At 69.2% G+C, this 25,591-nt stretch carries 24 protein-coding genes; 18 read left to right on the top strand and 6 right to left on the bottom strand.

The annotated features are described in order from the left end of the window. Positions 1 to 127: 127 nt before the first annotated feature. From DMH03_RS33275 to DMH03_RS33260, 4 genes are read right to left on the bottom strand one after another with little or no spacing between them, the layout of a single operon-like run. Positions 128 to 586 carry a GNAT family N-acetyltransferase gene (locus DMH03_RS33275; protein WP_125795934.1) on the bottom strand — a complete coding sequence of 153 codons (459 nt, stop codon included), beginning with the start codon at positions 584 to 586 and terminating at the stop codon, positions 128 to 130. A 32-nt stretch (positions 587 to 618) separates the two neighbouring features. Further along, positions 619 to 1,269 carry a response regulator transcription factor gene (locus DMH03_RS33270; RefSeq protein WP_125795933.1) on the bottom strand — a complete coding sequence of 217 codons (651 nt, stop codon included), beginning with the start codon at positions 1,267 to 1,269 and terminating at the stop codon, positions 619 to 621. Then, the gene (locus tag DMH03_RS33265; RefSeq protein ID WP_125795932.1) at positions 1,262 to 2,398 is read right to left on the bottom strand and encodes a sensor histidine kinase; all 1,137 of its coding nucleotides are present in this window, start codon (positions 2,396 to 2,398) and stop codon (positions 1,262 to 1,264) included. Before DMH03_RS33265 ends, DMH03_RS33270 begins: the two co-directional genes overlap by 8 nt. Beyond that, a complete protein-coding gene (locus DMH03_RS33260; protein WP_125795931.1) occupies positions 2,399 to 3,604 on the bottom strand; it encodes a hypothetical protein in 1,206 nt (401 codons plus the stop codon). Positions 3,605 to 3,784: 180 nt separating this feature from the next. Here DMH03_RS33260 and DMH03_RS33255 point away from each other — a divergent pair, with 180 nt between their 5' ends. Together DMH03_RS33255 and DMH03_RS33250 are read left to right on the top strand one after the other, a co-directional pair. Continuing rightward, positions 3,785 to 4,294 carry a hypothetical protein gene (locus DMH03_RS33255; RefSeq protein WP_125795930.1) on the top strand — a complete coding sequence of 170 codons (510 nt, stop codon included), beginning with the start codon at positions 3,785 to 3,787 and terminating at the stop codon, positions 4,292 to 4,294. 68 nt (positions 4,295 to 4,362) lie between these two features. Continuing rightward, positions 4,363 to 6,003, top strand: coding sequence for a VWD domain-containing protein (locus DMH03_RS33250; protein WP_158633145.1), 1,641 nt, complete (start codon positions 4,363 to 4,365; stop codon positions 6,001 to 6,003). Positions 6,004 to 6,476: 473 nt separating this feature from the next. On the opposite strand, the gene DMH03_RS33245 is transcribed toward DMH03_RS33250, so the two are convergent. Beyond that, positions 6,477 to 6,986: a MarR family winged helix-turn-helix transcriptional regulator gene (locus tag DMH03_RS33245; protein WP_125795928.1), complete on the bottom strand. Its 510-nt coding sequence runs from the start codon at positions 6,984 to 6,986 to the stop codon at positions 6,477 to 6,479. 236 nt (positions 6,987 to 7,222) lie between these two features. Between DMH03_RS33245 and DMH03_RS33240 the strand changes: the two genes are divergently transcribed. The 13 genes from DMH03_RS33240 to DMH03_RS33180 all read left to right on the top strand — a co-directional run bounded on the left by DMH03_RS33240 (position 7,223) and on the right by DMH03_RS33180 (position 22,274). Beyond that, a complete protein-coding gene (locus DMH03_RS33240) occupies positions 7,223 to 8,269 on the top strand; it encodes a leucyl aminopeptidase (RefSeq protein WP_125795927.1) in 1,047 nt (348 codons plus the stop codon). Further along, a complete protein-coding gene (locus DMH03_RS33235; RefSeq protein ID WP_125795926.1) occupies positions 8,266 to 9,063 on the top strand; it encodes an aspartate/glutamate racemase family protein in 798 nt (265 codons plus the stop codon). The genes DMH03_RS33240 and DMH03_RS33235 overlap by 4 nt, the downstream gene beginning before the upstream one ends. Continuing rightward, positions 9,041 to 10,312 (top strand): FAD-dependent monooxygenase, encoded by a 1,272-nt coding sequence (locus tag DMH03_RS33230; protein WP_125795925.1) that lies wholly within the window; start codon positions 9,041 to 9,043, stop codon positions 10,310 to 10,312. Before DMH03_RS33235 ends, DMH03_RS33230 begins: the two co-directional genes overlap by 23 nt. 32 nt (positions 10,313 to 10,344) lie before the next feature. Continuing rightward, positions 10,345 to 11,739, top strand: coding sequence for an MFS transporter (locus DMH03_RS33225; protein ID WP_125795924.1), 1,395 nt, complete (start codon positions 10,345 to 10,347; stop codon positions 11,737 to 11,739). After that, a complete protein-coding gene (locus tag DMH03_RS33220; protein ID WP_125795923.1) occupies positions 11,736 to 12,623 on the top strand; it encodes a xanthine dehydrogenase family protein subunit M in 888 nt (295 codons plus the stop codon). Before DMH03_RS33225 ends, DMH03_RS33220 begins: the two co-directional genes overlap by 4 nt. Next, positions 12,620 to 15,025 carry a xanthine dehydrogenase family protein molybdopterin-binding subunit gene (locus tag DMH03_RS33215; protein ID WP_125795922.1) on the top strand — a complete coding sequence of 802 codons (2,406 nt, stop codon included), beginning with the start codon at positions 12,620 to 12,622 and terminating at the stop codon, positions 15,023 to 15,025. Before DMH03_RS33220 ends, DMH03_RS33215 begins: the two co-directional genes overlap by 4 nt. Next, complete coding sequence (locus DMH03_RS33210; protein ID WP_125795921.1) at positions 15,022 to 15,522, top strand: (2Fe-2S)-binding protein; 501 nt, start codon at positions 15,022 to 15,024, stop codon at positions 15,520 to 15,522. Before DMH03_RS33215 ends, DMH03_RS33210 begins: the two co-directional genes overlap by 4 nt. Beyond that, a complete protein-coding gene (locus tag DMH03_RS33205) occupies positions 15,519 to 16,172 on the top strand; it encodes an SRPBCC family protein (protein WP_125795920.1) in 654 nt (217 codons plus the stop codon). The genes DMH03_RS33210 and DMH03_RS33205 overlap by 4 nt, the downstream gene beginning before the upstream one ends. Continuing rightward, the gene (locus DMH03_RS33200) at positions 16,159 to 17,634 is read left to right on the top strand and encodes an isochorismatase family protein (RefSeq protein WP_125795919.1); all 1,476 of its coding nucleotides are present in this window, start codon (positions 16,159 to 16,161) and stop codon (positions 17,632 to 17,634) included. Before DMH03_RS33205 ends, DMH03_RS33200 begins: the two co-directional genes overlap by 14 nt. 607 nt (positions 17,635 to 18,241) lie before the next feature. After that, positions 18,242 to 19,717 carry an NAD(P)/FAD-dependent oxidoreductase gene (locus DMH03_RS33195; protein WP_125795918.1) on the top strand — a complete coding sequence of 492 codons (1,476 nt, stop codon included), beginning with the start codon at positions 18,242 to 18,244 and terminating at the stop codon, positions 19,715 to 19,717. Next, positions 19,714 to 20,787: a hypothetical protein gene (locus DMH03_RS33190; protein ID WP_125795917.1), complete on the top strand. Its 1,074-nt coding sequence runs from the start codon at positions 19,714 to 19,716 to the stop codon at positions 20,785 to 20,787. Before DMH03_RS33195 ends, DMH03_RS33190 begins: the two co-directional genes overlap by 4 nt. A gap of 28 nt (positions 20,788 to 20,815) precedes the next feature. Continuing rightward, the gene (locus tag DMH03_RS33185) at positions 20,816 to 21,421 is read left to right on the top strand and encodes a TetR/AcrR family transcriptional regulator (protein WP_125795916.1); all 606 of its coding nucleotides are present in this window, start codon (positions 20,816 to 20,818) and stop codon (positions 21,419 to 21,421) included. Positions 21,422 to 21,545: 124 nt separating this feature from the next. After that, complete coding sequence (locus tag DMH03_RS33180) at positions 21,546 to 22,274, top strand: VanZ family protein (protein ID WP_125795915.1); 729 nt, start codon at positions 21,546 to 21,548, stop codon at positions 22,272 to 22,274. A gap of 10 nt (positions 22,275 to 22,284) precedes the next feature. Here the strand turns inward: DMH03_RS33180 and DMH03_RS33175 are convergent, their stop codons facing one another. Further along, positions 22,285 to 22,752 (bottom strand): glycogen operon protein GlgX, encoded by a 468-nt coding sequence (locus tag DMH03_RS33175; protein WP_125795914.1) that lies wholly within the window; start codon positions 22,750 to 22,752, stop codon positions 22,285 to 22,287. A gap of 101 nt (positions 22,753 to 22,853) precedes the next feature. Between DMH03_RS33175 and DMH03_RS33170 the strand changes: the two genes are divergently transcribed. The 3 genes from DMH03_RS33170 to DMH03_RS33160 are packed head-to-tail and all read left to right on the top strand — an operon-like array spanning position 22,854 to position 25,541. Continuing rightward, on the top strand, positions 22,854 to 23,588 hold the full coding sequence (locus DMH03_RS33170) for a TetR family transcriptional regulator (RefSeq protein ID WP_125795913.1): 735 nt from the start codon (positions 22,854 to 22,856) through the stop codon (positions 23,586 to 23,588). Between the two features lie 52 nt (positions 23,589 to 23,640). After that, positions 23,641 to 24,882, top strand: a complete 1,242-nt coding sequence (locus tag DMH03_RS33165; RefSeq protein WP_125795912.1) for a sensor histidine kinase — start codon at positions 23,641 to 23,643, stop codon at positions 24,880 to 24,882. Then, the gene (locus DMH03_RS33160) at positions 24,879 to 25,541 is read left to right on the top strand and encodes a response regulator transcription factor (protein WP_125795911.1); all 663 of its coding nucleotides are present in this window, start codon (positions 24,879 to 24,881) and stop codon (positions 25,539 to 25,541) included. Before DMH03_RS33165 ends, DMH03_RS33160 begins: the two co-directional genes overlap by 4 nt. Positions 25,542 to 25,591 lie beyond the last annotated feature (50 nt).

Genomic DNA, 25,591 nt, shown 5'->3' with positions numbered 1-25,591 from the left:
TGGCTACCTTGAAGTCAGCGAAGTGCTCACGGCCTCAGCCGGCAGCATCTTCACCGCACGAAACAAGAAACAAGAGCCTTCGGCACCACGCCGAATTACCACACGGACTTGGCTTATGAAACGCGGTCTAGCGACCGCAGCGGTCCACGCGCATCCACGGCCACTCCGAGGCGAGCCAGCGCGCGACGGCGTCGGCGAGTGCCGCGTCGAGCTCCGCTTTGTCGGACCGAACCCAGGACTGCACCGTGACGTCCCACTCTTCGGCGGCCGTGGGATACAGGTAGACGCAGCCGATGACGTCCCCGTCGTCCGGGCTGAGGACGGTGAAGGTGAAACCGGTGCGGCGTGCGAAGTCGTCGGCGTGACGGCGTAGATCGACGAGGTTCTCCTCGAGGGTCATGCCTTCATGCGGCGGCCAGTTCCCGTCGGGATAGCCGGGTGTGGCGCGAATCTGCTCGATGCTCGACATCCAGGCGGCATGGTCGGCCGCGTTGTGCCGTGGCCCCAGCGGTTCCAGATGGAACCGGTCGGTGACGAGCGAGGTCGGCGGGATGAAACCTCTCGGCACGAACTCCTCGGCGGTCATGCCAGGGACCGTAGTGACCAGCCGGGTTTCCCTCAACGGGAATTCCAGGGCAGCAGCTGGGCGCGGGCGATGCGGATCAGGTCGGAGCGGCGGGTCCGGCCGAGCTTGTCCCGGATGTTCTCCAGATGGCGGTTCACGGTACGCACGGCGATGCGCAGCTGCGCGGCGATCTCCTGGTTGTCGTAGCCGTTCGCGAGGCAGCGCAGCACATCGCGTTCCCGGGTGGTGAGCGGCCGGGCGTCCCGGTGCAGCTCGCCGATCAGATGCGCCGCGAGTTCGGCGGGGAGCACCGGCCCGGTGAGCACGGCGGCGACCGCGTCGGTCAGCTCGGCGGAGGTGGCGGCCTTGCCGACGCAGCCGTGCGCGCCCGCCTGGATCGCGGCCAGCAACTCCTCCGGGCCCGCCTGGGAGAGTACGAGAACGCGCACTTCGGGCCGGCGTTGCCGCAGGTGGCGGATCAGGCTGACGCCTCGGCCGGTGGGTTCTTCGGGGTGGGGTCGCAGGCTCAGGTCGACCAGTGCGACGTCGGGCCGCACCTGATCGGCCATCCGGCACGCCGTCGGCACGTCGGCCGCTTCGGCCACCACGATCGCCCTGCCGTCGCGCTCCAGTCCATTTCGGACACCGTCGCGGGTGATCGGGTGGTCCTCCACGATGAGCACGCGGATCCGGGTCTCACGCATGGTCTTTTCCCTTCGGGATACGTAGCTCCACCTCGGTGCCGTGGCCGGGGCTGCTGCGGATGCGGACGCCACCCGCCATCCGGTGCACCCTGGCCTTCACCGAGAGCCGCAGGCCGAGCCCGCTCGTGTCCTGGTCGGGCGGGAACCCGACACCGTCGTCGCGGACGGTGACCGTGATGTCGCCGCCGTCGGGCAGCACGGTGAGCCAGACGTGGTGCGCCCGCGCGTGTTTGACCACATTGGTCAGCAGTTCGGCCACCGCGGCGGAGATCTCGGTGGCCATACCCGCGGGCAGCAGGAACGGGCCCGCGGTGATGAGCCGGACCGCGACGTCGTCGTGGCGCTCGGCGAGTTCGGCCAGCCGGGCGCGCAGCGACACGACGCCGGTCGGCGGTGGATCGGGTTCCGCGCCGCCCAGGCCCCGCAGGGCCGACTCCTGCCGGGCGATCCCCTCCGCGACGGCGGCCCACGCCGGCCCGGCTTCCCGGATGTTCGCGCGCAGCCGGGCGAGTTCCTGCAACACGTCGTCGTGGATCTGGGCGGCGATCCGCTGCCGCTCGGCCATCCGCGCCGCTCGCAGCCCGGCACGGTTCGCCCGCTCGTGCAGCGCGTCGAGCTGACGGGCGGCCGCCCCGATCGTGCCGCCGAGCAAGACGTAAGAGAGCCCTCCGCCGATCATGGCCAGCACCTGGAGGAAGGAAAGCCTGTCGAGCGCGACTTCGTTTGCGGCGTAGGCGAACGGCAGGGACAACCCGAGGATCAGCCCGGCCGTACAGCCGCCGCGCGGTCCGTAGACGGCTCCGCAGGCCGCGACCGCCGCGGCCGGATACGCGCCCATGAAGGACGGGTGCTCGGTCAGCATCGCGTGCGGCGGATGGATGTGGCCGTACGCCACGGTCAGGGCGATGGCCACCGCCACGTCCATCGCGAGCACCGGCCGCATCCGCCGGATCCCGGCCACCGTAAGCCAGGCCGTCCAGCAACCGGTCGCGAGCAGCGCGATCCCCGCTTCGACGGGCCGCTGGATCTGCCCGCTGATCAACGCCACGATCAGCATCCAGCCGAACGCCAGCCAGCGCAGGGCGAGCACCAGCAGGATCGGCGTCGGATGTCTCGGGCCCTCCGGCATCTACGGCACTCTGACGATCACTGGGGGCGAGAATCTCGTGCAGGTCGAGCGGCGCACGAAATGCTTCTCGCATGCTTGGACCTCCACCAGATAGGTGGTCGCCGCGGTCAGGCCGGGCACGGTGAGTTCGTAGCCCGCGACTTCGCGTTCCACGCGTGACCGTGTCGGGTCGTTTTCCCGCCACCAGGCCACGTTGAACGCGTCGGCGGTCTGGTATCGCCAGCTCAGCCGGATACCCGTGCCTGCCGCGGAGGCCTTCGTGATGCAGGGCCAGTCGAGGACTTCGCAGGAGCCGCCGGCTTCGCGGGCGACGGACCGGCGCTGTCCAAAGTGGATTCGTGGTGTTCCGCCGACGGGCAGCACGATCGCGCCGCCGCGGAAATTCACGTAGCAGACCGAATGATCCGCCGACTCGTCGATCGGTTCGCCGAGCCGCCCCGACGGCCCGCCCTCGGCGGCCCAAACGGTGAAGATGGCCATCGGCATCACCGTGAGACGGTCGGAGCGCGGACCGTAGATCACGTAGTCGGGCCCGAACCTGACTCCCCGGTTCGGCGCGTTCCACGGCGTGTAGCGCACGCCGCCGGCGCCACTGCGAGTGTCACCGGCGGGGCATCCAGCCCCGACTTGACCGTCGTTGTGCCGCAACCAATCGCGGACCGGAGCGTCGACGGCGAACGGAGGACAGAAGCGGCCTTCGGGGTGCTGGTGGGCGACGGCCACGACGACCACGCCCGCCGCGAGTCCGACCGAAAGCAGCAGGCCCGAGGTGCGGATCGCCAGAGCCCGGGTGGATGGCCCCTCCGGTCGAGGGCCGGGGGCCAAGGCGACCAGCATCCTGGCGACACGTGCTTGCCTGGTGGCCCAAGCCGCGGCCGGCGGCAAACAGAGCACGAGCGCGCCGTTGAACGCGACGAACGGGTCCGCTCCCACCCATTCGCCAGCCAGCGCCAAAAGGTACAAGATCGCGAGGACGGTCGCGCCCGCGATTCGCACCCGGCGCCACCAGCGTGGCGCGGTCAGCCAATGACGTGCCCAACCCAGCGCGACGGCCCAGATCTCCGGGTCGGGGAAGCGGTTTCCCTTGCGCGCCTGCCGGATCACCGCCCGGCGTGTCCGGAAACCGAGCTGCCACCAGACGACCTGTGCCCCCAGGATCTCGGCGAGGTCGCCGTGCCCCGTGCTGGACCCCCCGGTCGAGACCACAAATGGGAGTCTACTGGTTCGCCGGCCCGGTCACACTAGCCCGCATGGCCGCAGAATCGATGGGCATTCTCACCCACGGCCGAATGGGCGAATTCGGAGCTTACCCGGTCGGCGGTGCCAGGAGCAGGATCGGTGCGAGACCCGGCCGACGTTTCGGCTGAATACCCCAGGAGCTGCTCCATGAAACGCGAACTCGGCATTGTCGCGGTGATGGTCGTCGTACTCGGAATCGTGACGGGAGTGGCGCCCGCGCAAGCCGCACAGAACTGGCGGTGCACGATCAACGGCAGCTTCAGTGACAGCGTCGCGCCTTACTCGACCCATTGGCGGGTCGGTTCCCGCCCGGTCGGCTCGGGCAGGATCGTGTACTGGCTGCACGAGAAGGTGGTGAACGGCCAGTACCGCTTCGATGCGGCCGATCGTGCCCGCTGTGATCCGCCTTCGCCGTTGCTCTTCCCGGTGGTCGGCATGCAGCCGCAGGCGTTGGCCGGACAGCCGGCTTGCACATCGCCGGGAGCGTACTCGGAGATCAGGAACGGGAAAATCGCCACGTATCACCTCGTCGGTCAGATCCGCAGCCAGGTCGGCACTTTGATCCCGACTCCGTACACATTCCGGTTCTGGCATGGGGAAGTCCAGCAGCAACCGGGTGTGTGGACCTGGGAGGACAGCCTTCTCGCTCAATGCTGAAACGAATGGAAGGGAATCAGGTGACGAGCCGATTATCGCGAATACGCGGAAAGAGACGCACGGCGGCGATGGCCGCGATCGGGATCATTCTGCTGCCGATGGCGGCGCGAGCGGACACACCCCCGACGCTGATGGCGGGCGGGGACTTCGGTGTCATCGCGCGCACGCCCGCCGGAGCCGTCCAGCAAGCGACCGGCTCGTTCGACAACGGCACGGTCAAGAACGTGACGAGTGTGACGTCGCCTGTCGCGGCCAACACGCCGCCGGAGACGAAGGACGCCTACACACTTCAGCTCAACACCAACGAATTCAGGACCCCGCTATGCGCGGGCAAACCGCAGTGCTGGGGCTGGATGCAGTTCGTATTCGCCAACAACGGAAGCGGCGGTGAGCTGTACATCAAGTACTGGCTGCGGTCGCTCGGCGCGCCATGCCCGGCGGGCTGGCAGGCCAAGCCGGCCGACAACTGTTATAAAAAGAGCGCCGGGACGCCCACACCGAACATGCCGCTCGTGACCAGCAGCATGCCGAGGTACAAGCTGACCGGTAGCGCGAACGGGCCCCAGGACGCGGCCGTGTTCACCGTCGACGGGGGCGTCGCCGCCGTGGCGGCCGCCCGCGAACTCGTGATCGGGACGCAGTGGAAAGACGTCGAGTTCAACGTGTACGGCTTCGACGACGAATCCACCGCCGTGTTCAACGGCAATGCCGAGTTCAACACCCGTACGCAGATCGAATACGGCGGCACGGCCAAACCCCTGTGCATCTCCACCGGCTTCAGCAAGGAGGCCAACAACCTCTCGTTCGTGGCACCTCCGCCGCTGCCGACCGGAACCAAGCCCGCGGTGGTCTTCCGTCAGAAGAAACTCGCCCCAGGAGTGCTCGGCGCGGAGGCACCATGTGCCTCGGCCGTGGCCATCGGTGACACCCACGAAGTCACGTTCGCCGGGCTGGCCTATGACTTCCAGGCTTCGGGCGACTTCGTCGAGGCACAGGTGGGCAGTGAGTTCGAGGTGCAGACCCGCAAGGTGTCCGGTGCTCCGTCGTGGCCGAACACCTCGGTCAACCGATCGGTCGCGACGAGGATGGGCACCACACAGGTCGCGCTGTGCGACGGAACGCGCCTGGTGGTGGACGGCCAGCCGACCGAGCTGGTGTCCGGCGGATCCCTGTCGCTGCCGGCCGGGGTGGACATCAAACGCGCCGCGAACGTGTACACGGTGAGGGACAAGGCCGGGAACAGCATCCACGTCACCGCGAACACCGGCTATACGGACTTGGCGGTCGCCCTCGGCACCTGGCCGACGAGGGTGCGTGGTCTGCTCGGCAACCCGGACGACAGCCCCACGCTGCTGGAGGCCAAGGACGGCACGCGGTTCCGCGCCCCGATCGCGTTCGCAGATCTCTACACGTTCGGCAACAGCTGGCGGGTCGCGTCCACCGCGTCCCTGCTCCGGCCCTGCGCACAGGTGGCCCCGGGTAACCCGACGGCACCGTTCTTCGCGAGCAACCTCGCTTACTCGGTCCGCGTCCAGTCCGAGACCATCTGCCGTCAGGCCGGCGTCCTGAGGCCCCTTTGGCTGGAGTCCTGCACCCTGGACGTCGCCGTGCTCGGCGCGCGGGCCGCGGCCGTCCACGCTGACCGGCAACAGGACGTCATCGACGGCAACCCGCCCCGCCGTCCACCGTGCTCACCGGCGGGTTGCTGAGCCGCCGGACACGCGTGATCAGAGGGCGAACGGCAAAGGCGGCGTGACCGAGCCTCTGCGCTGAAGGACTTCTTCGTTGGCTTCAAGGTGGAAGGAGTCACCCGAGTCTCCACAAAGGACGCTTCCCGACGGCTGAATGTCCATTTGATGCCTATATGTTCGATTTCGCGTGGGGGTCGTGAGTGTTATGTGTCGTTCTAACGACCCGAAACACTCACGACCACCCAGCACCCGTGTCGCGAAAGCCGCTTTCGGAACATCTGACACGCCTTGCCATCACGCCACGCTTCTTACCGCTCGGTAGAAGGTGAACTCGCGTGATCAGAAACGTAACTCGCGTGATTGGAGGGCGAACTCTCGCGCCGGCTGTCATCCGGCTCCAAGCACGCGTGTGACGTCAACGGGCAGCGCCGTGAGGGCCTCCTTGCCTACCTTGAAGGTAGGGAAGGAGGCCCTCACGGCGCTGGGCCGGGTCAGCGCAGCTTGTCGACCGACGCGATCCGTTCCCAGTGGGCCCCGAGGGTGTTGAGCAGCGCGGCCATGTCGATGTCGCCGTCGGTGCCGTCGCCGTCGAGGAGCGCCTTGTCGAGCCTTCGGGCGCGGCGGTTGACTTGACTCAAGACCGACTTGCCCTCGTCGGTGAGCGAGAGCAGTTTGCGGCGCGCGTCGTGCGGGGATTCGACGCGCTGGATGAGGCCCCGCCGCTCGAGCCTGCGGCACAGATCGGCCATCGTCGAGGTGTCGAGCGCGACGGCGCCCGCCAGTGAGCTCTGGTCGCTCCCGGGGTAGGCGCGGACCGCGGACAAGACCGCGAACTGCGGACCGGTCAGGACCGGATCCACGTGCCGGTTCCACGCGGCGAGGTACGCCTGGTGCAGCCGGCGGGCGCCGTAGCCGGGGGCCGCCAGCAGGTCGGAGGGTGGCGCGGGAGTGACGGCCGGCGTGTCTTCCCTGCGCCGGCCCGTACGCGCCGGTTCACCCATCGTCGTTCTCCCTCGTCTGTTTCACCCGCTGTCCGGGCCCCCGGGTAATCCTACGTGTCCGGACGGTCGCTCACGGCCATCCCTCGACGAAGTCTGTCCTCCGCGAGCCCTTGCGTATCCGGATAGTACGTGTTCGGATGAGTGCTGGGCCCAATGCGTTGCGGGAGCACGAATCCAGGCGCAACTCTTGCGCATCCGGATAATACGTGCTCGGATTAATGTGGAGGTGGTCAACGATGGATCAGAACCTGTTCAACGACATCTGCCTGCGCCAGCTGACTTTCTCGGGGGTGCACGAGGGTGAGACCGTGGTGGTGCTGACCCGCGGCGGTGAGCGGGCGGAGTACGCCGACGCTTTCCTGTGGGCCGCCCAGCAGCTGGGCGCCTCGGCCTACCACATGCGGTTGCCTTCGCCGGTCAGCGCCGCGGGCGCCTGGGCCGTGGGGGATTCGGGCCTCGGGAACATCCCGCTCGCGGTCGAGGCGCTCAAGAGCGTGGACATGGTGGTCGACTGCACGTTCCTGTTGTTCAGCAAGGAACAGTTCGCCATCCAGGACGCGGGCACCCGCATCCTCACCGCGGTCGAGCCGCCCGAGCTGCTGGCCCGGCTCATGCCGACGAAGGAACTGCGGGAGCGGGTGGAGATCGGCGCCGAGCTGCTCGCCAAGGCGGGCACCATGCGGATCACCAGTCCGGCGGGCACCGATGTCACCTATCAGCTGGGCGTTTACCCGACGCTGTCCGAGTACGGCTACACCGACACCCCCGGTCGCTGGGACCACTGGCCGGCGGCGTTCGTGTTCACCGGCGGCGCCGACGACGGCGTCGACGGGAAGATCGTGCTGTCGCCGGGGGATGTCTTGCTGCCGTTCAACACCTACGTACAGACGCCGGTGGAAATCACCATCGAGCAGGGTTTCATCCGGGACATCCGCGGCGGCGCCGGATCGACCGGGCTGGACGCCGACCTGCTGCGGTCCTACATCGAAAGCTTCGAAGACCCCCGCGGCTACGGTATGAGCCACGTCGGCTGGGGGCTCGACGAGCGTGCGCACTGGCACGGGCTGACCCAGTTCCCCGGCGGAATGGGTATGGAACTGCGCAGCTTCTACGGCAACGTGATGTTCTCCATCGGCCCCAACAACGAGCTCGGCGGCCCGAACGACACCCCTTGCCACTTCGACATCCCGATGCGCGGCAATTCCCTGTACCTGGACGACGAACTGATCGTCGACAACGGTGAGCTGACCGTTTCCGAGATGCGCCCGGCGGGTCGTCGATGAGCGACCACCACATCGGGATGATCGTCCCCAGCTCGAATCTCACGATGGAGACCGAGCTGCCGAGGATGCTGCGTGCCAGGGAAGAGGCCGAACCGGGGGACCGGTTCGTCTTCCATTCCGCGCGGGCCAGGATGAAGCACGTCGAACCGGAACAGCTGCGGGCGATGAACGCGCAGGCGGGCCGGGCGGCCGCCGAGCTGGCCGACGCCCGGCCGGACGTGGTGGCCACCGCGTGCCTGGTGGCGATCATGGCCCAGGGGCCCGGCTACCACTGCACCGCCGAGGCCGACATCGAGCGCGTGCTGCGCGACGAGGGCTCCGACGCGCCGGTCGTGTCCAGCGCCGGTGCGCTGCTGTCGGGTATCCGTGCGCTGGGTGCCCGCAAGGTCGCGATCATCACGCCGTATCTGAAGCCGCTCACCCAGGCGGTGGTGGACTACATCGAGGACGCGGGCATCGAAGTGGCCGACGCGCTGTCGCTCGAGGTGTCGGACAACCTCGCCGTGGCACGGCTGGATCCGGCCGGGTTGCGGGAGCACCACCGGAGGCTGAACCTGTCCGATGTGGACGCGCTGGTGCTCTCGGCCTGTGTCCAGATGCCGTCGCTGTCCGCGATCCAGCCGGTGGAGGACGAAATCGGGATCCCGGTCCTGTCGGCGGCGACCGCCACGACGTTCCGGATCCTGTCCGAACTCGGGGTCGAGCCCCGGGTGCCGGGCGCCGGGCGGTTGCTCAGCGGCGCCGGGGAATTGACGAAGACGGGAGGCGGGCATGGCCGCGAGTCAGTCGTTTGAGGTCATCGTCGTCGGCGGCGGCCTCGGCGGGCTGTGCGCCGCGCTGTCCCTGCGGCAGCGAGGACTTCGGGTCACCGTGGTCGAGGCGGCGCCGGCACTCGGTGAGATCGGCGCGGGGATCCAGACCGCGCCGAACGCGAGCCGGATCCTCATCGGGCTCGGCCTGCGTGCCCGGCTGGAACGGGTGCGGACCGAGCCGCAGGACCAGGTCCGCCGTCGCTGGGCCGACGGGAGCATCATCGCCCAGCTGCCGCTCGGTGGGCGCGTGATCGACCAGTACGGCGCGCCGTACTGGCACTACCACCGCGCCGATCTGCACGGAGTCCTGCTGGACGCCTGCCTGGATCCGGACGTCCCCGGTCCGGTGGTGCGGGTGGCGACCGGCGCGCGGGTGACCGACCTGGACCGCACCGAGCCGGAGCGCCCCGCGGTGATCACCGCGGACGGGCGACGGTTCGCCGGCGACGTGGTGATCGGCGCCGACGGCATCCGGTCGGCGGTCCGTGATCTCGCCGGATTCGACGACACCCTGGAGTTCTCCGGCGAGATGGCCTATCGCGCCCTGATCTCCGGAGACCTGATCGCACAGGACCCCACTACCCGGTTCCTGGTCGACCGCTACCACTCCACGATCTGGTACGGCCCGAACAAGCACCTGGTGCACTACATGATCCGCGGCGGCCAGTACCTCAACGTGGTCGCGATCGTGCCGTGCACCGAGTCGGTCGCCAGGGACTGGAGCGGTCCGGCCACCGCCGCCGAACTCGCCGCCGAATACCGCGACTGGGACGACCGGGTCCCGGCCATGCTGGCCAAGGCGAAGGACGAGGACGTCTCGGTGTGGGCGATGTACCGTCGTCGCCGTGATCCCGTCTGGGTCGACGGCCGGATCGCCCTGCTCGGCGACGCCTGCCACGCGATGCTGCCCTATCAGGCACAAGGCGCGTCCCAGGCCATGGAGGACGCCGCGGTGCTCGCCGAGGAGCTCGGGCGGGTCACCCGCGACGGGATCGACGGCGCCCTGATGCGGTACGTGGACCGGCGCGCCAAGCATGCGGGCATGGTGCAGGACGCGTCACTGCAGAACATGGACTTCTACCACCTGCCCGACGGTCCCGAGCAGCGCGAGCGGGACGAGAAGCTGCGCCGGTTCGACGGCGAATCCGACGTTTCCTACGACTGGCTGTGGAACGGCAGCCCGCTCACCGATCCCGACACCGAGTCCATCCATTACCAGTTCGCCCGCTGAGGAGCGGACTGGCCGGCGTGACGGAGCCATTCATGCGCACTGGAGATCAGATCGTCCAGGACCTGCCCTGGCGTTGGAGCGTGCAAGGAAAGATCTTCCTCATCGGCGGCCTCGGCTACATGTTCGACGCCTGGGATGTGGCGTTGAACGGATTTCTCACCCCGCTGGTCGGGGCGGAATTCGGGTTGTCGGCAGGCCAGAAAGGGCTGGTGGCGACGGCCAATCTGATCGGCATGGCCGTCGGCGCGGTCATCTGGGGCACGGTGGCGGACCGCATCGGCCGGAAGCGGGCGTTCAGCGTGACGCTCCTGCTGTTCGCGCTGTTCTCCGTGCTCGGCGCGCTCTCGCCGAACGTGGAGTCGTTCCTGCTGCTGCGTTTCCTGGCGGGTATCGGGCTCGGCGGATGCATCCCGGTGGACTACGCGATCGTCAGCGAGTTCTCTCCACGACGGCATCGCGGCCGGGTGCTTTCGGCAATGGACGGCTGGTGGCCGATCGGCACCACGCTGGCCGCCGTCACCGCGACCTTGCTGGTCCCGGTTTCCGGGAACTGGCGCTGGATGCTGGTGCTGATGATCCTGCCCGCGCTGCTGCTGTTCTGGGTGCGGCGCGGTATCCCGGAATCACCGCTGTACCTGGTGCGCAAGGGACGCGAGGCGGAGGCACGCACCGTCATCGACGATCTCGTCCGCCGTACGGGAGCGGCGCCTGAGCCGTACTCGATCCCGCCCGCGGTGGTGGAGGACACCCGCGGTGGCGCGCTCGCTGCGGCGTTCGATCAGCTTCGCCGGGTGTGGGCGTTCAACCCGCGGATCACCGGTGTCGCGTGGTCGTTGTTCATCACCGTCATGCTGGTGTACTACGCCGCGCTCAGCTGGATGCCGTCCATCCTGCGGGCACAGGGATTCGGGGAGATCGCCGCCTTCGCCTCGACCGCGCTCATGAACGCGACCGGCATCGTCGGCGTCGCGATCGCCGTGCTCCTCGTCGACAAGGTCGGCCGCAAACGGATCATCATGGTCGCCGGGCCGGTGACGGCGCTGTCACTGGTCGTGTTCTCGCTGCTGCTGGACACTCCGGCGGCGGCGGTGGTGGCGATCGGCGCGTTCGGCCTGTTCGCCTTGGTGGTGATCCCGGTGATGTACGCCTACGTCTCCGAGCTCTACCCGACCGAACTCCGTGCCTCCGGCTTCGGCTGGGCGTCTTCGTCGAGCCGGGCGATCACCGGCTTCGCGCCGTTGCTGTTCGGCAGCGTCCTGTGGCCGGTGCTCGGCTTGCCCCTGACCTTCACCGTGCTGGGGCTGCTCGTGGTCGCGGCGGTCGTGTTCATGATGATGGGCGCGCCGGAGACCCGGGGGCGCGAACTCGACCGGATCGTCGACCCGGCGGAGCCCGCGACCGGTACGACCTCGGCTCCGGCTCCGTGAAGCCCGCCGCGTTCCGCTACCACCGGGCGCACGACGTCTCCGACGCCGTCGGCCTGCTCGGCGAGCTCGCCGCGGCGGGCGAGGATCCGAAGCTGATCGCCGGTGGACAGAGCCTGATGCCGATGATGAACTTCCGGCTCGCCCGGCCGACGGCTCTGGTCGACCTCGGCCCGCTGCGCCGGGATCCGGCACTGAACTCCTTCAGCCATACGGATTCGGGACTGACCATCGGGGCGATGGTCACCCATCGGACGGTGGAGGTCGCCGCGCTCGGACCGGACTTCGCCGTGCTGTCCCGCGCCATGCGGTGGGTGGGGCATCTGCCGATCCGCTCCCGCGGCACGGTGGCGGGCAGCATCGTGCACGGCGACGCCACCGCGGAATGGTGCCTGCTCGCCCTGCTGCTCGACGCGGTGATCGTCGCCGAAGGCCCGGGCGGCCGCCGCGAGATCCCGGCGGGGGAGATGTTCCACGGCTTCTACAGCACGGCCGTCGAACCGGACGAGGTGGTGACGGCCGTGCGCTTCACCCGTCCGGCGCCCCGGGCCGCGCTGACCGAGTTCGCCCGACGCCACGGCGACTTCGCGATCGTCGACGCCGCGGTCAGCTTGGACGCGGGCCCCGGCGATCGTGCTCCGCTGGCCGGCGGACGCGTGGTGCTCGGCGGCGTGGCCCCGGCGCCCGTCCGGGTTCCCGAGGCCGAGTCCTTGCTCGCCGGAGGTGTTCCCGGGCCGGAGCTGTTCGCCGCGTGCGGCGAGGCCGCGGCGGCGGCCATCGACCCTCCCGATGACGCGGCGGGGAGCGGCACCTACCGCCGACGGCTGGCGCGAACCCTCGTCACCACGGCCTTGGGCCAGGCGTGGGAGAAAGGAGCGACGCGATGACTCCACGATTCGACGGGCGGAACGGTCGCTGGGTCGGGGCCTCGGTGCCGCGACGCGAAGACCCCCGTTTCCTGAGCGGCCGGGGTCGGTTCGTCGACGACATCCAGCTGACCGGGATGCTGCACGCCGCCTTCGTCCGCTCGACGGTCGCGCACGGCACGATCTCCGCGATCGACCTGTCGGCCACCCTGGCGGTCGAGGGTGTCGTGGCCGCCTACACGGCGGCGGATCTCGAGCTCGGTGACATCGTCGCGCTGCTCGACCGCCCGCCCGAGGAGTTCTCGCCGACCGCGATGCCGATCCTCGCCAGGGAGAAGGTCCGGTTCACCGGCGAACCGGTGGCACTGGTCATCGCGCGTGACCCGTACAGCGCCGAGGACGGCGTCGAGGCCGCGATCGTGGGCTACGAGGCGCTCGGGGCGATCGTCTCGGAGGAGTCGGCGTTCGCCGAAGGAGCGCCGCTCGTGCACGAGGAGGCGCCGGGCAACGTGCTGCTCGACGTGTCCATGTTCGACACTCCCGGTGTCGACGCGGCATTCGAGGCGGCCCGCGCGGACGGCGGTTGCGTGGTCGAGGTCGTCACGAAGAGCGGGCGCCAGAACGCGCTCCCGCTCGAAACACGCGGAGTGGTCGCGTCCTGGGACGATCACGACGACCAGCTGCTCGTGCAGATGTGCACCCAGGTGCCGCATCAGGTGCGCACGGCGATGGCCCGCTCGCTGCGGGTCCCCGAACGCACCGTGCGGGTCACCGTTCCGGACATGGGCGGCGGCTTCGGGCAGAAATGCGTGGTCGGCCGGGAGGAGATCGCGGTCGCGGCGGTGGCACGACGGCTGAACCGGCCGGTGAAGTGGATCGAGGACCGCCGGGAGGCGCTCACGGCCGGCTTCCTGGCACGGGAGCAGCGCTACCGCACCTTGGCGGCGTTCGACGGAGACGGCCGCATCACCGCGCTGGACGTCGACGTCGTCTGCGACATGGGTGCGTACTCCTGCTACCCGTTCACGGCGGGAATCGAGCCGCTGATGGCGTCGGCCGAGATGCCGAGCGTGTACCAGGTGCCCGAGTACCGGGTCCGCGCCCGCGCCATCACCAGCAACAAGGCACCGACGGCGCCCTATCGCGGCGTCAGCCGTCCGCAGTACGTGATGGCGATCGAACGGGTCATGGAACGCGCCGCACGGGAACTCGGCCTCGACCCCGTCGAGATCCGGCGGCGCAACGTGATCACCCAGTTCCCGTACACCGGCGTCAACGGCATCACCTACGACCCCGGCACCTATCGCGAGTCGCTGGAACTGGCCGAAGCCACGCTCCGCGACGAGGGCTGGTACGAGACCCGGGACCGTGCCGCCGCCGAGGGAAGGCACATCGGCATCGGCTACTGCTGCTTCTCGGAGCGGACCGGCTACGGGTCGGGTGCCTTCGCCAAGCGGAAGATGGCCGTGGTCCCCGGCTTCGACATCTCCGAAATCCGCATGGACACCACCGGATCCGTCGTCGTCACCAGCGGCACCATGAACCACGGCCAGTCCCACGAGACGACGCTGGCGCAGATCGTGGCCGACCGGCTGGGGCTGCACCTCGACCAGGTCAAACTGCGCCAGGGCGACACCGAGCGCATCGCCTACGGATGGGGGACCTTCGCTTCCCGTTCGGTGACGATCGGCGGCTCGGCGGTGTCCCTCGCCGCCGGGAAGCTCGGCGAGCTGCTGTGCAAGATCGCCGCGCACCTGCTCGAAACGAGCCCCGACAACGTCCGTCTCGACGGCGACGGCGGCGTCGTCCAGATCGACGACCCGGAGCGGCGTGCGTCGTTCGAGGAGATCGCCGACGTGGCGTACCTGCGCAGTCACCTGCTGCCCAAGGACGTCGAACCGACGCTGACGGCCACGGCGAGCTTCGACGTGCCCGGCGACGGGACTTTCTCGAACGCCACCCACGCCGTGGTCGTCGAGGCCGATCCGGGCACCGGGCAGATCAAGATCCTGCGCTACGCGTGCGTCGAGGACTGCGGGGTGGTGATCCACCCGCAGGTCGTCGACGGCCAATGCCGCGGCGGGATCGCGCAGGGCATCGCCGGCGCGCTGTTCGAGGAGGTCACCTATGCCGGCAACGGCGAACCGTCGGCCGCCAGCTTCATCGACTACCTCGTCCCGACCGCGACGGAGATCCCCGACATCACCGTCACACACCTCGAAACCCCTTGCGCCTTCACGGAAAGCGGTGCGAAGGGCGCGGGCGAAGGCGGCACCATCGGCGCGCCTGCCGCCGTGCTGAACGCGATCAACGACGCGCTGCGCCATACGGGGATCGAACTCGACACGACCCCCGTCCATCCGCAGACCGTGCTCGCCGCGCTCGAAACGCGGATCCCCGAGGAAATGAGCGTCCCATCATGACCGACCGGCACCTGATCGTCCTGAACGTCAACGGCGACGAGCACGAAACCCTCGTCGAGCCGCGCAAGACCCTGCTCGACGTCCTGCGCCACGACCTCGGGCTCACCGGCACCCACGTCGGCTGCGAGCACGGAGTGTGCGGCGCCTGCACCGTCCTCGTCGACGGCGAACCGGTGCGGGCCTGCCTGATGTTCGCCGTACAAGCGGAAACCGCCGAGATCCGCACGGTCGAATCACTGAGCCACGACGGCGAACTCTCCGACCTGCAACGGTCTTTCAGCGAGCACCACGGCCTGCAGTGCGGCTTCTGCACACCCGGCTTCCTCATGCTGGCCGAAGGATTCCTCGCCCAGCGGCCGGACGCCGGCCGCGAGGAGATCCGCGAGGCCGTGTCGGCGAACCTGTGCCGCTGCACCGGTTACCAGACGATCGTGGACGCGGTCGAGGCGACCGCGACCCGTCGGTGCCACGCCAAGGAAAAGGAGGCGACAGCGTGATCCTGGAAAACCAGCTGTCCGTACCGGCCGGACCCGACGCGGTCTTCGCCTTGATCAACGACGTCGAGCGGGTGGCGGGCTGTCTCCCGGGCGCGACCCTCGACGGGCGGCAGGACGACGCCTATCTCGGCCGCGTCAAGGTCAAGGTCGGCCCGATCACCGCCGCCTACTCCGGCACCGTGCGCTTCACCGACGTCACCGAGGCCGACCGCACTCTGCGGCTGCTGGCCAGGGGAGCGGACGCCCACGGCAACGGCGACGCCGAAGCCGACGTCACGCTGACCGTGCTCGAGGCACCCGGCGGCGCCACCATCGAGTTGCGCACCGACCTGTCGATCCGCGGCAAACTCGCCCAGTTCGGCAAGGGTGCGATCGGCGCCGTGTCCACCCGGCTGCTCGACCAGTTCGCCCGCAACCTCGCCGACCAGTTGCGGCAGCCTGTCGCGGCGGGGCCCGCGCCGGTGGCGAAATCCGTTCCCGCGCAAGGCGGTGAGGCGCTCGACGGGCTGGCCATGCTGGTTCCCGACAACGTCAAGCGCTACGGCGCGATCGCGGCGGCCGCGGCGCTCGGTCTGTTCCAGGGCTGGCTGCTCGGCCGGATCCGCACTCAGGACAAACTGATCAAGGAGTTGCAGCGTGCCCGTCGATGAACACCTCGACAGCGTGTACGACCGAGCCGGTTTCGGCGCGAGCGTGCCCCGCGGATCCCGTCCGGCGCTGGTCGTGGTCGACCTGACCCGTGGATTCACCGAACCCGGCTTCCCGTCCGGAGCGGACCTCACCGCCGAAGTCACCGCGACCGCCGCCCTCGTGGCCGTGGCCCGGCGGCAGGACGTGCCGGTGATCTACACGGCGATCAGTTACACGCCCGCCGAGGCGGACGGCGACGCCATCGCCTGGCTCCGGAAAGCACCCGGGATGCGAGCCCTCCGTGAAGGAAGCGAAGCGATCGCCCTCGACCCTCGGCTCGAAAAGCGCGAAGGCGACCATTTCGTCTTGAAGAAGGGGGCCTCGGCGTTCCACGGAACCGCGCTGGCCGCTCTCCTCACGAGCCTGGGCGCGGACACCGTCGTCGTTTGCGGCGCCACCACCTCGGGCTGCGTCCGCGCGACCGCCGTCGACGCCGTCCAGTCCGGATTCAACACCCTCGTCGTCCGGGAAGCCTGCGGTGACCGCGCCCAGGGACCGCACGACGCCGCACTGTTCGACCTCCATGCCAAGTACGCCGACGTCGTCAGCGTCGAAGATGCCGCGGCTTACCTCGGGAAGGCGCCACTTCGCACGCTCGGGCAGCCCGCGCTGGCCGACCTCGGCACCGTTCCCGCGACCAGCCGCTGGGTGCGGTCGGGGCCGGTCCGGCTGCACGTGCTCGACTACGGTCCCGCCGACGGTGTCCCGGTGCTCGTGCTGCCCGGGATCACCAGTCCGGCCGTCACGATGGATTTCGTGGCGCGGGAACTCACCGATCTCGTACGCCCGCTCGTACTCGACGTCCGCGGCCGCGGCCTGTCCGACGACGCGCCGGGCTACGACCTGGCGAGCTACGCCGCGGACGTCGACGCGGTCGTGGCCGGACTGGAACTGCGCGACCCGATCCTGCTCGGGCACTCCATGGGCGCGCGGATCGCCGCGCGGGCCGCCGCCGTCGGCCGTTCCCGGCTTCGAGGCACCGTTCTGGTCGACCCTCCGCTGAGCGGGCCCGGCCGGGAGCCGTACCCCACCACCCTCGACGCCTTCCTCGGGCAACTCGACCAGGCCCGCCGGGGGACCGACGCCGACGAGGTGGCCCGGTCCTGGCCACGCTGGCCGCGCCGGGAACAGGAGTTGCGTGCCCGCTGGCTGTCGTCGTGTTCCCGTGACGCGATCGCCGCCACCCACGCCGGTTTCGAATCGGAGGACTTCTTCATCGACTGGCCGGAGGTGCCCGCTCCGACCTTCTTCCTGTACGGCGGCGAGAGCCCGGTCGTCACCGCCGCCGGTGTGGCCGAAGCCGCCGAGTGCAACCCTTCGGCCGGACTCGTCGAGATCCCGGAAGCCGGGCACATGGTCTTCTGGGACCAGCCCGAGGCCGCCCTCACCGCGCTGCGGGAAGTGCTGCGAAAGCTCCTCTGAGGTCAGATCAGCGGTTCGTTTCGGTGTCCTTGCCGCCTGAGTACATGAAGGACCCCTTCCTTGCGCCTAGGTACAGGAAGGGGTCCTTCATGTACCTCGGCAAGGTGTGAAGGTCGAGTTTCCTCGGCTGAGCCGAGTTAAGGGGGCCTTCACGCGCCACTGTTGTGGCTGCTGGTGCCTGTGGGGCGAACGTGCCGGGCCGGGCCCGGCACCAACCGCAGCCGGAATCCGCGTAGTACTACTGAGAGGTAAGGCAAAGGTGGCGTGATGCCAAGCCGTGTCGCGAAAGCCACTTTCGCGACGCCTACCGTCCCGAAAGTGGCTTTCGCGACACGGCCGCTGGGTGGTCGTGAGTGTTTCGGGTCGTTAGAACGACACATAACACTCACGACCACCCAGCGGCCCCCGGTCCTTGGACACTCCGCCGACAAGACACGTTTGACCTTCGGCTACCTAAGTCGCCCTTGGCTCTAATCCTCCCAATCACTCACGACCGGGCACCTGCTCTGTCTTCTTCCCCGGGTCCCTCCTTGACAGCTTCCAGCGTCGTTCATACATTCATACATGCGTTGTCAATGTGTATGAATGACGCTGGGAGTTGGTCCGCATGCGACTGGGCAAGACCGCCGTCGTCCTCGGTGGCAGCGCCGCCGGCCTCTGCACCGCGGGCGCGCTCGCCCCGTACTTCGACGAGGTGCTGGTGCTCGAACGCGACGAGCTTCCGGCCGAGGCCGAACATCGGCGCGGGGTACCGCAGAGCAAACATCCGCATTTCCTGCTGAACTCCGGCCGTCGCGCGATCGGCGAGCTGTTCCCCGGATTCGAAGACGACCTCATCGCCGCTGGCGGACTGCATCTGATGCCGTCCATGGACGCCGCCTATCTCGACGGGAAGGGCTGGTCGGCGCGGAAACGCAGCGCGATGACGATGATCTACGGCTCGCGGATCCTCATCGAACGCGTGCTGCGCGACAAGGTCCGGGCCTTGTCGAACGTCGTGATCCGCGAAGGCGTGGCCGTCAACGGATTGGCCACGCGGGCGGGTGCCGTCACCGGGGTCGGGTTCGCCACCCGCGACGGTGAGGAGCACGTCGACGCCGACTTCGTGGTGGACGCGATGGGCCGCGGTTCCTCGGTCAGCGCCTGGCTGGCGGCGGCGGGCTGGCCCGAACCCGAAGTGCGGACCCTCGACGCCAAGGTCACCTACACCTCGCGCTGGTACGACCTGCCCTCACCCGAGGACCGGCCCCCGTCCTGGTGGTGGCGGCATCTGGTGATCATGCCGACCCCCGACAAGGGCACGCATCCGGCCGAGCACGAGTTCCTGGTGAACTTCTTCCCGATCGAAGGCAACCGCGTCATCGCGTGCATGGGCTCGTGGGGGCTCGAAATGCCGCGCACCACGGAGGCGTTCGTCGAGTCGGCCCGCCGGGTGCGGGCGCCCTTGTTCGCGGCCGCGATGGAGCGGTCCACCCCGACGTCCGAGGTGCATCTGACCCGCTCGACGGGCAACAAGTGGCGCCGTTACGACCGGCTCCGCACCCCGCCGGAACGCCTCGCGTTCGTCGGCGACTCGATCTGCGCGTTCAACCCGTTCTACGCGCAAGGCATCAGTTCGGCCGCCGGTTCGGCGCTGCTGCTGCGCGAGCACCTCGCGCGCGCCGGCCGCCTCGACCCGCAGTTCTCCGCGCGTTTCCTTGCCGCGCAACGAAAGCTGCTCAACGTGCCGTGGAGCCTGGCGATGGCGAGGGATCAGGGTTACGCCTGCGCGGTGGGCACGGAAAAGGCGGGGGAGTGGAAGCGCCGCCTGCTCGAGGCGGTGTCCGGCCCGGCGTTCAGGCTCATCGTCGGCGCCGCCCGCGAGGACGACGTGGTCGACGAGCACTTCGCGAAGGTGTTCAACCTCGACGAGTCCTTGAAGGACATGATGACGAACCCGCGCGTGCTCGCGGGGCTCGTGCGCTACCGGATCCGGGCCGCGCTCGGACGGCACCGGGTTCCCTTCGACTTCGACGCCCGGGCCGAGCCACCGGTCACGGACTACTCGCCGGAAGGCGCCACCGAGCCCGCCGTCTCCCGATGAACGCCGTATGCGGGCCGGACGCGGAAGCCGTCACCCGCGGACTCGGCTTCGACTGCCACGACGTTTCCCCCTGGCTGTCGATCCGCCCACCGTGGGCGGCGGCCCACTGGACGATGCCGCTGCTGGAACTGCTCGTCCTCGGCGGCGCTGTGTTCGCGTTGGTGCACGCGATTCGCCGTCACCGTCAGGGTGATTCGACCAACCTGGCGCTCTGGTGCGCTTCCCTGGTCTACCTCTTCGTCATCGAACCGCCGCTGTACTTCCCGGAGTGGTTCGGGCTCGAGCGGCAGTACGGCTTCATCTTCGCTCACAACCGGTTCACCGTTCAGTTCATGTGGGACCGGCTGCCGCTGTACATCGTGGCGTTCTATCCGATGATCAGCCAGCTCGCCTACGAACTCGTCCGCTCCCTCGGGATCTTCCGCGCCAGGGGCGCGCTGATCGGATCGGTGGCGGTCGCCTTCGCCTGTCAGGTGTTCTACGAGGTCTTCGATCACCTCGGCCCGCAGCTGACATGGTGGGCCTGGAACGGGAACAACCGGATCGTCAACCACCCCGCGCTGGATTCGGTTCCCATGAACAGCATGCTGCTTTTCGCCTCCGTTTCGATGGGCGCCATGACCTATCTGGTGGTGCGGCTGGCAGGCGGTTCGCGACGCGGGTGGTCGCTCGCGGCACGCATCGCCGTGGCCGGTGTCCTCACGCCGCCGAGTATGGCGATCGCCGGTCTCCCGTCGAGCGTCTTCAGCGGGAACGTGACCGCGCAGGCCTGGGTGCTCGGCGTCGAGCTGGCGTTGCTGTGGTTCGCGGGTATCTGGATCTTCGTCCGGCACCGGGGTCCCGGCGAGCCGTTGACCGCCTTCACCCGGTTCTATCCCGCCGTCTACCTGGGCGGTATGGCCGTGTTCTGGCTCGGCGCCTTGCCGGGCTACCTGTCCGCGGAGAACGGCGTCACCGAAGACGGCACCCCGGTCGGGAACGGTCTGTACACACTGGCCTGCTTCGTGGCCGCCGGTCTGCTGCTGGCCGCGCTGTACCGCGTGCGCCGCGGGGCACCTGCCACCGTCTGAGATTCTCCGTTCGGGGAAGATGGGACGTATGGGGCACCACGGATGGCGGGGCAACCCGCCCGGAACCGAGCGCGAGGCTCGCCGCCGGATCGTCGACGCGGCGACGGCCTGCATCGACCGGGTCGGTCTCGCCAAGACCAGCCTCTCCGACGTCGCCGCCGAAGCGGGCGTGACCCGGCAGACCGTCTACCGCTACTTCCCGAGCCTCGCCGACATCCTCAGCGCGGTCGCGCTGGACCGGGTCGAGGAGTTCGCCGGGCGGATGGAACGGCATCTGGCCTCGTTCGGCAGTGCCGCCGAGGTCGCGGTGGAATCCGTGGTCTTCGGCGTCCGCGCGGTCCCCGACGAGCCGTACCTCGGACTGCTCTTGAAAGCGGGTGAGGCCGACGTCTTCACCGTCGCGGTCACTTCTTCGCAGTCCTTCGCGCTCGGCGCGCGGATCCTCCGGAACGTGCCCGTCGACTGGGCCGCGGTGGGCGTCACGACCGACGAGGACTTCGAGGGGCTCGCCGAAATGCTGATGCGGCTGTTCCTCTCGTTCCTGCAGTACCCGTCCACGCCGGCCCACACCGACGAGCAGTTGCGTACCCTCGTCCGCCGGTGGATCGGCCCCGCGCTGACCGCACGGCCGTGACAAACGAATCCGGTGCACTATCAACGCATATGGTAGTTATTCACCGACAATAGCCCGGGTTCTTGTCTGACCTTCACGATCCTGCCACCCTCGCCGAAGACGATCATCGGCGAAAGGGGAGTGCATGGGATGGTGGTGGCAGGCATTCTCCGGCGCCGCACCGTGGTCGCTGCTCGCCGCCGCGGCCGGTGCGGGAGTCGCCGAAATCGGGGCGCGCCTTCGCGGGAAGCGGCGTCGCCCGTTCGTGATCGCGCTGGATTTCGCTTTGCTGGCTTCGCTTTTCGCGGTGCTCCTGGTCGTCTTCGTGCCGGCGCCGACGACGGGACGCGGTTCCCCGGTGAGTCTTCACCTGCTGGCGGACGTCCTGCCCGTCTTCGGTGATCATCCGGACCCCGCCCTGTTCCAGTTGGCGGGCAACGTTTTCCTGCTGACGCCGCTAGCGGTGCTGATGCCGGTGCGCTTCGAGTGGGCGAGGCCGGTGCCGCGGGTCGTCCTGTCGGCGTTCGTGGCGTCCGTGTCGATCGAGTGTCTTCAGGTCTGGCAGGGCGCCGGCCGGGTCGGATCGCTGGACGACGTGCTGTGCAACACGGCGGGGGCCGCGCTCGCGGCCTGGTGTGCAAGCCTGTGGCGCGGCCGGACGGCGACAGCGGGCAGTGTCCGCGTGTGGCAGCGGTCGGGGATCGAGGTCCGGCGCCCCGGTGTGATGAACGCGCGCCGCGGGCACCGGCTGATCGGCCGCGTGACCCTCAGCGACCTTCCTCCGTTGGCCGAAGGCGCGACGCTCGAGATCACTCTGTCCGAATCGGACGGTGGAGCTCTGCTTGTCTCGGCTCAGGCCTCGGTGGCGGCATGAGCCGCGAGCGCTACCTCGGCCGGACGCCCGCGAGGACGGCGTCCAGGCTCGGAAGCCAGCGCTGCCGGGGATCAGGTGCCGAGAGCCATTCCGCGTGGGCTTCGGCGCGGCCCGAGTCGACGGGCAAGGGGAGCAGTGACCCCCAGGCGAGCACCTCGACATGCGGTGGCAGGGAGATCCGGGGCGGGATCAGCCCGTCGGATTCCGCGAGGATGGCCACACGCGGGCCTTGCTGGGTCAGCACCGCCATGGCGGGGCCCTCGCAGCCGGTCTCGGCGAGCCGGGTGAGGACCTGGGCGCCGTTGATCTTGGGCAGGGTCACCGCGCAGATCCCGTTCTCGAGCACCAGGAACGGCTGCGTGCCACGCCATTTCAGCGACCAGCCGAAGAGGCGGCTGTAGAAGGCGTCGCCCCGGGGGCGGATCGACTCCACTGACGAGCGGGACTCGATCGGAAGCACTTGGTGGTCCAGCGACATCGTCGGCGCCTTCCGGACGGAGGAGGGACACGATGGCCCCGGGATCATCGTCAGCCTAACGGCACTCAGTGCCACTAGCAAGTGGCTGCTACCGTCCCGCTATGACCGATTCGCCGCGCCGAGCGCCGGTGACCAGGGCCGGGGCGACCCCCGCGGGCCGTCGCAGGCTGCGTCGCGCGCTCGCCGCCTCGGCCGTGGACCTGTTCGTGGCCAAGGGCTACGAGGCCACCACGGTGGACGAGATCGCGGCCGCCGCCGGGGTGGGCCGCCGGACGTTCTTCCGGTACTTCGACGCCAAGGACGACGTGCTCTTCGCGAACCACGACGAGATCGTGGCCGAGATGGAGGAGACGTTCGCCGCCGCGGATCCCGGCCGCGACCCGGTGGAGGTGGCCTGCGACGCCGTCGGCCTTGTCCTCGACTCCTATGCCGCGGAACTCGACGTCTCGCTCAAGCGGTTCACCCTGACGCGGACGGTGCCTTCGTTGCGGGACAAGGAGGTCGCGACCGTCGACCGCTACCAGCGGGTGCTCGCCCGCTACCTGCGGGCGCGGTTCACGGAGCAGGGCGACGAGACGGCGAGCCTGCGGGCGGCCGTGGCCGCGGCGGCGATCGCGGCCGCCAACAACCACGTGCTCCGGCGCTGGCTGCGCAGTGGCGGGCAGGACGACATCGCGGCCAGCGCGGCGGAGGCCTTCGCGCTGGTCATCGACGCGTTCAGGGCCGAACCCGCCGCGGCGGACGGCGCCGAAAAGACGGTGGTGGCCGTACTGACCACGGCGGCACCGCTGCACACCGTCATCGCCAAGGTGAACGCCGCCTTGAACGAGCCGTAGCCGGTTCTGGCACTCAGTGCCATGAGGCGATCCGAAGGTAGGGTGACGTCTGATGATCACCCGACAGCGCCTGCGGGCGTGGTGGGATGCCCTGCGCTACACGGCATTCGCCGGAACCGACGCCCCGCCGAAGCGTTCGGCGGGGTTGCGCTGGCTGCGCACGCTGGCGATCGTCGGATGCGGACTCTGGGCGGGTTTCGTCACGTTCTCGACCGTCTCGGTGTCGCCGCCCGTGAAGACGTTCAACGTGCTCATCACCGTGCTGCCCTGCCTGCTCGCGGTGCGTTCGCCGCTGTGGGGGTGGCGCACGCTGATCGTCGGCGTCGTGAGCACCCCGCTGACCTTGCCCGGCATCGCCGCCACCTGGGGCTGGCCGTGGGCGCCGGGCTTCGCGCTCACGGCGGCGCTCGTCTTCTACCTGGTGGGGGAGAGCAACGATCAGGCGGAACTGACCTGGGCGGGGCTGATCTCGTTCGGTGCCGCCACGCCCTTCCTGGGTGATTGGCGTGACGCGGCGCTGCTCGTCCTGCTGGGCGGGATCGCGTTCTTCCTCGGCAACACGGTCCGGCAGCGCAGGCTGGCCGAAGAGGAACGCGTGGCACAACAGGAACGCAGGCTCGCCGAGGAGGCCCGGGCGGCACTGCTGGAAGAACGGGCCGGTATCGCGCGGGAACTGCATGACGTGGTCGCGCACCATATGTCCGTACTCGCGGTGCGCGCGGACTCGGCGCGGTTCCGGTTCGCCGATCCGGCCAACGCCGGCCGCGAAGCCGAGATCTGGCAGGAGTTCGCCGACCTCGCCGGAACCGCTCGTGAAGGGCTGACCGAGCTGCGCAGGTTGCTCGGCGTGCTCCGGTCCGAGGATCACGCTCTGCCGACTTCGCCGCAGCCGGGGCTGGGCAAGGTGGTCGAACTCGTGGAAGGGGTGAAGGCCGCCGGCACCGCGTGCGAGCTCCACCTGCGGGGTGATCTCGACGCCGTCCCGGTCGGCGTCGCGTTGTCGGTGTTCCGGATCGTGCAGGAAGCCCTCAGCAACGCGATCCAGCACGCTCCCGGAGCGCCCATCTCGGTCGAACTCACGGCCGGACCGGGTTCCGTCCGGCTGCTCATCGAGAACGGGCCCGGCGACGGTCCGAAGAGGACGGATCAGACCGGCAGCGGACACGGTTTGGTCGGCATGCGGGAGCGGGCCGCTATGCTCGCGGCTGATCTTGAGGCGGGGGAGCGGCCGGACGGCGGTTTCCTCGTCGCGCTGACCGTTCCGCTCGATCGTGAGGGGCATCCGCAACCGTGATCTCGGTGGTCATCGCCGACGACCAGACCATGGTCAGGCAGAGTTTCCGCGCGGTGCTCGACGCGCAGCCCGACCTGCGGGTGGTGGGGGAGGCCGCGGACGGGACCACCGCCGTCGCATTGTGCGCCGAACTCGAACCGGACGTCGTGCTGATGGACGTGCGCATGCCCGAACTCGACGGGATCGAGGCGACCCGGCGGATCGTGGCGGGGCGGCAAGAGGTCCGCGTGCTGATCCTCACCACCTTCGACATCGACGAATACGTGTTCGGCGGGCTGCGGGCGGGTGCCAGCGGCTTCCTGCTGAAGGACTCCCCGCTGGACGACCTGGTCACCGCGGTCAGGGTGGTGTCCGCGGGTAACGCGCTGTTCGCGCCGGCGATCACCAGGCGCTTGATCGGCGAATTCACCCGCACCCACGCCTCGGCGCACGCGGGTCACACCCTCGTGGCCGAGCTGACCGCACGTGAGACTGAAGTGCTCCGGCTGGTCGCCCGCGGCCTCTCCAACACGGAGATCGCCGAAGCGCTGGTGATCGCGGAACAGACGGCGAAGTCCCACGTCAGCAGGGTTTTCGCCAAACTCGGAGTGCGTGATCGCGCGCAAGCGGTCATGGTCGCGTACGAGGCGGGGCTCGTCGTGCCGGGAGCCATGCCCTGATACCGGGGTAGGGGTAGGCACGAAAGCGAGTACCGGGGTAGCGGCGCCAA

The sequence above is a fragment of the Amycolatopsis sp. WAC 01376 genome (assembly GCF_003947415.1).
Taxonomy (GTDB): domain Bacteria; phylum Actinomycetota; class Actinomycetes; order Mycobacteriales; family Pseudonocardiaceae; genus Amycolatopsis.
The sequence above is the reverse complement of the archived record's forward strand: the minus strand, read 5'-3'. Positions and strand labels throughout refer to the sequence as shown.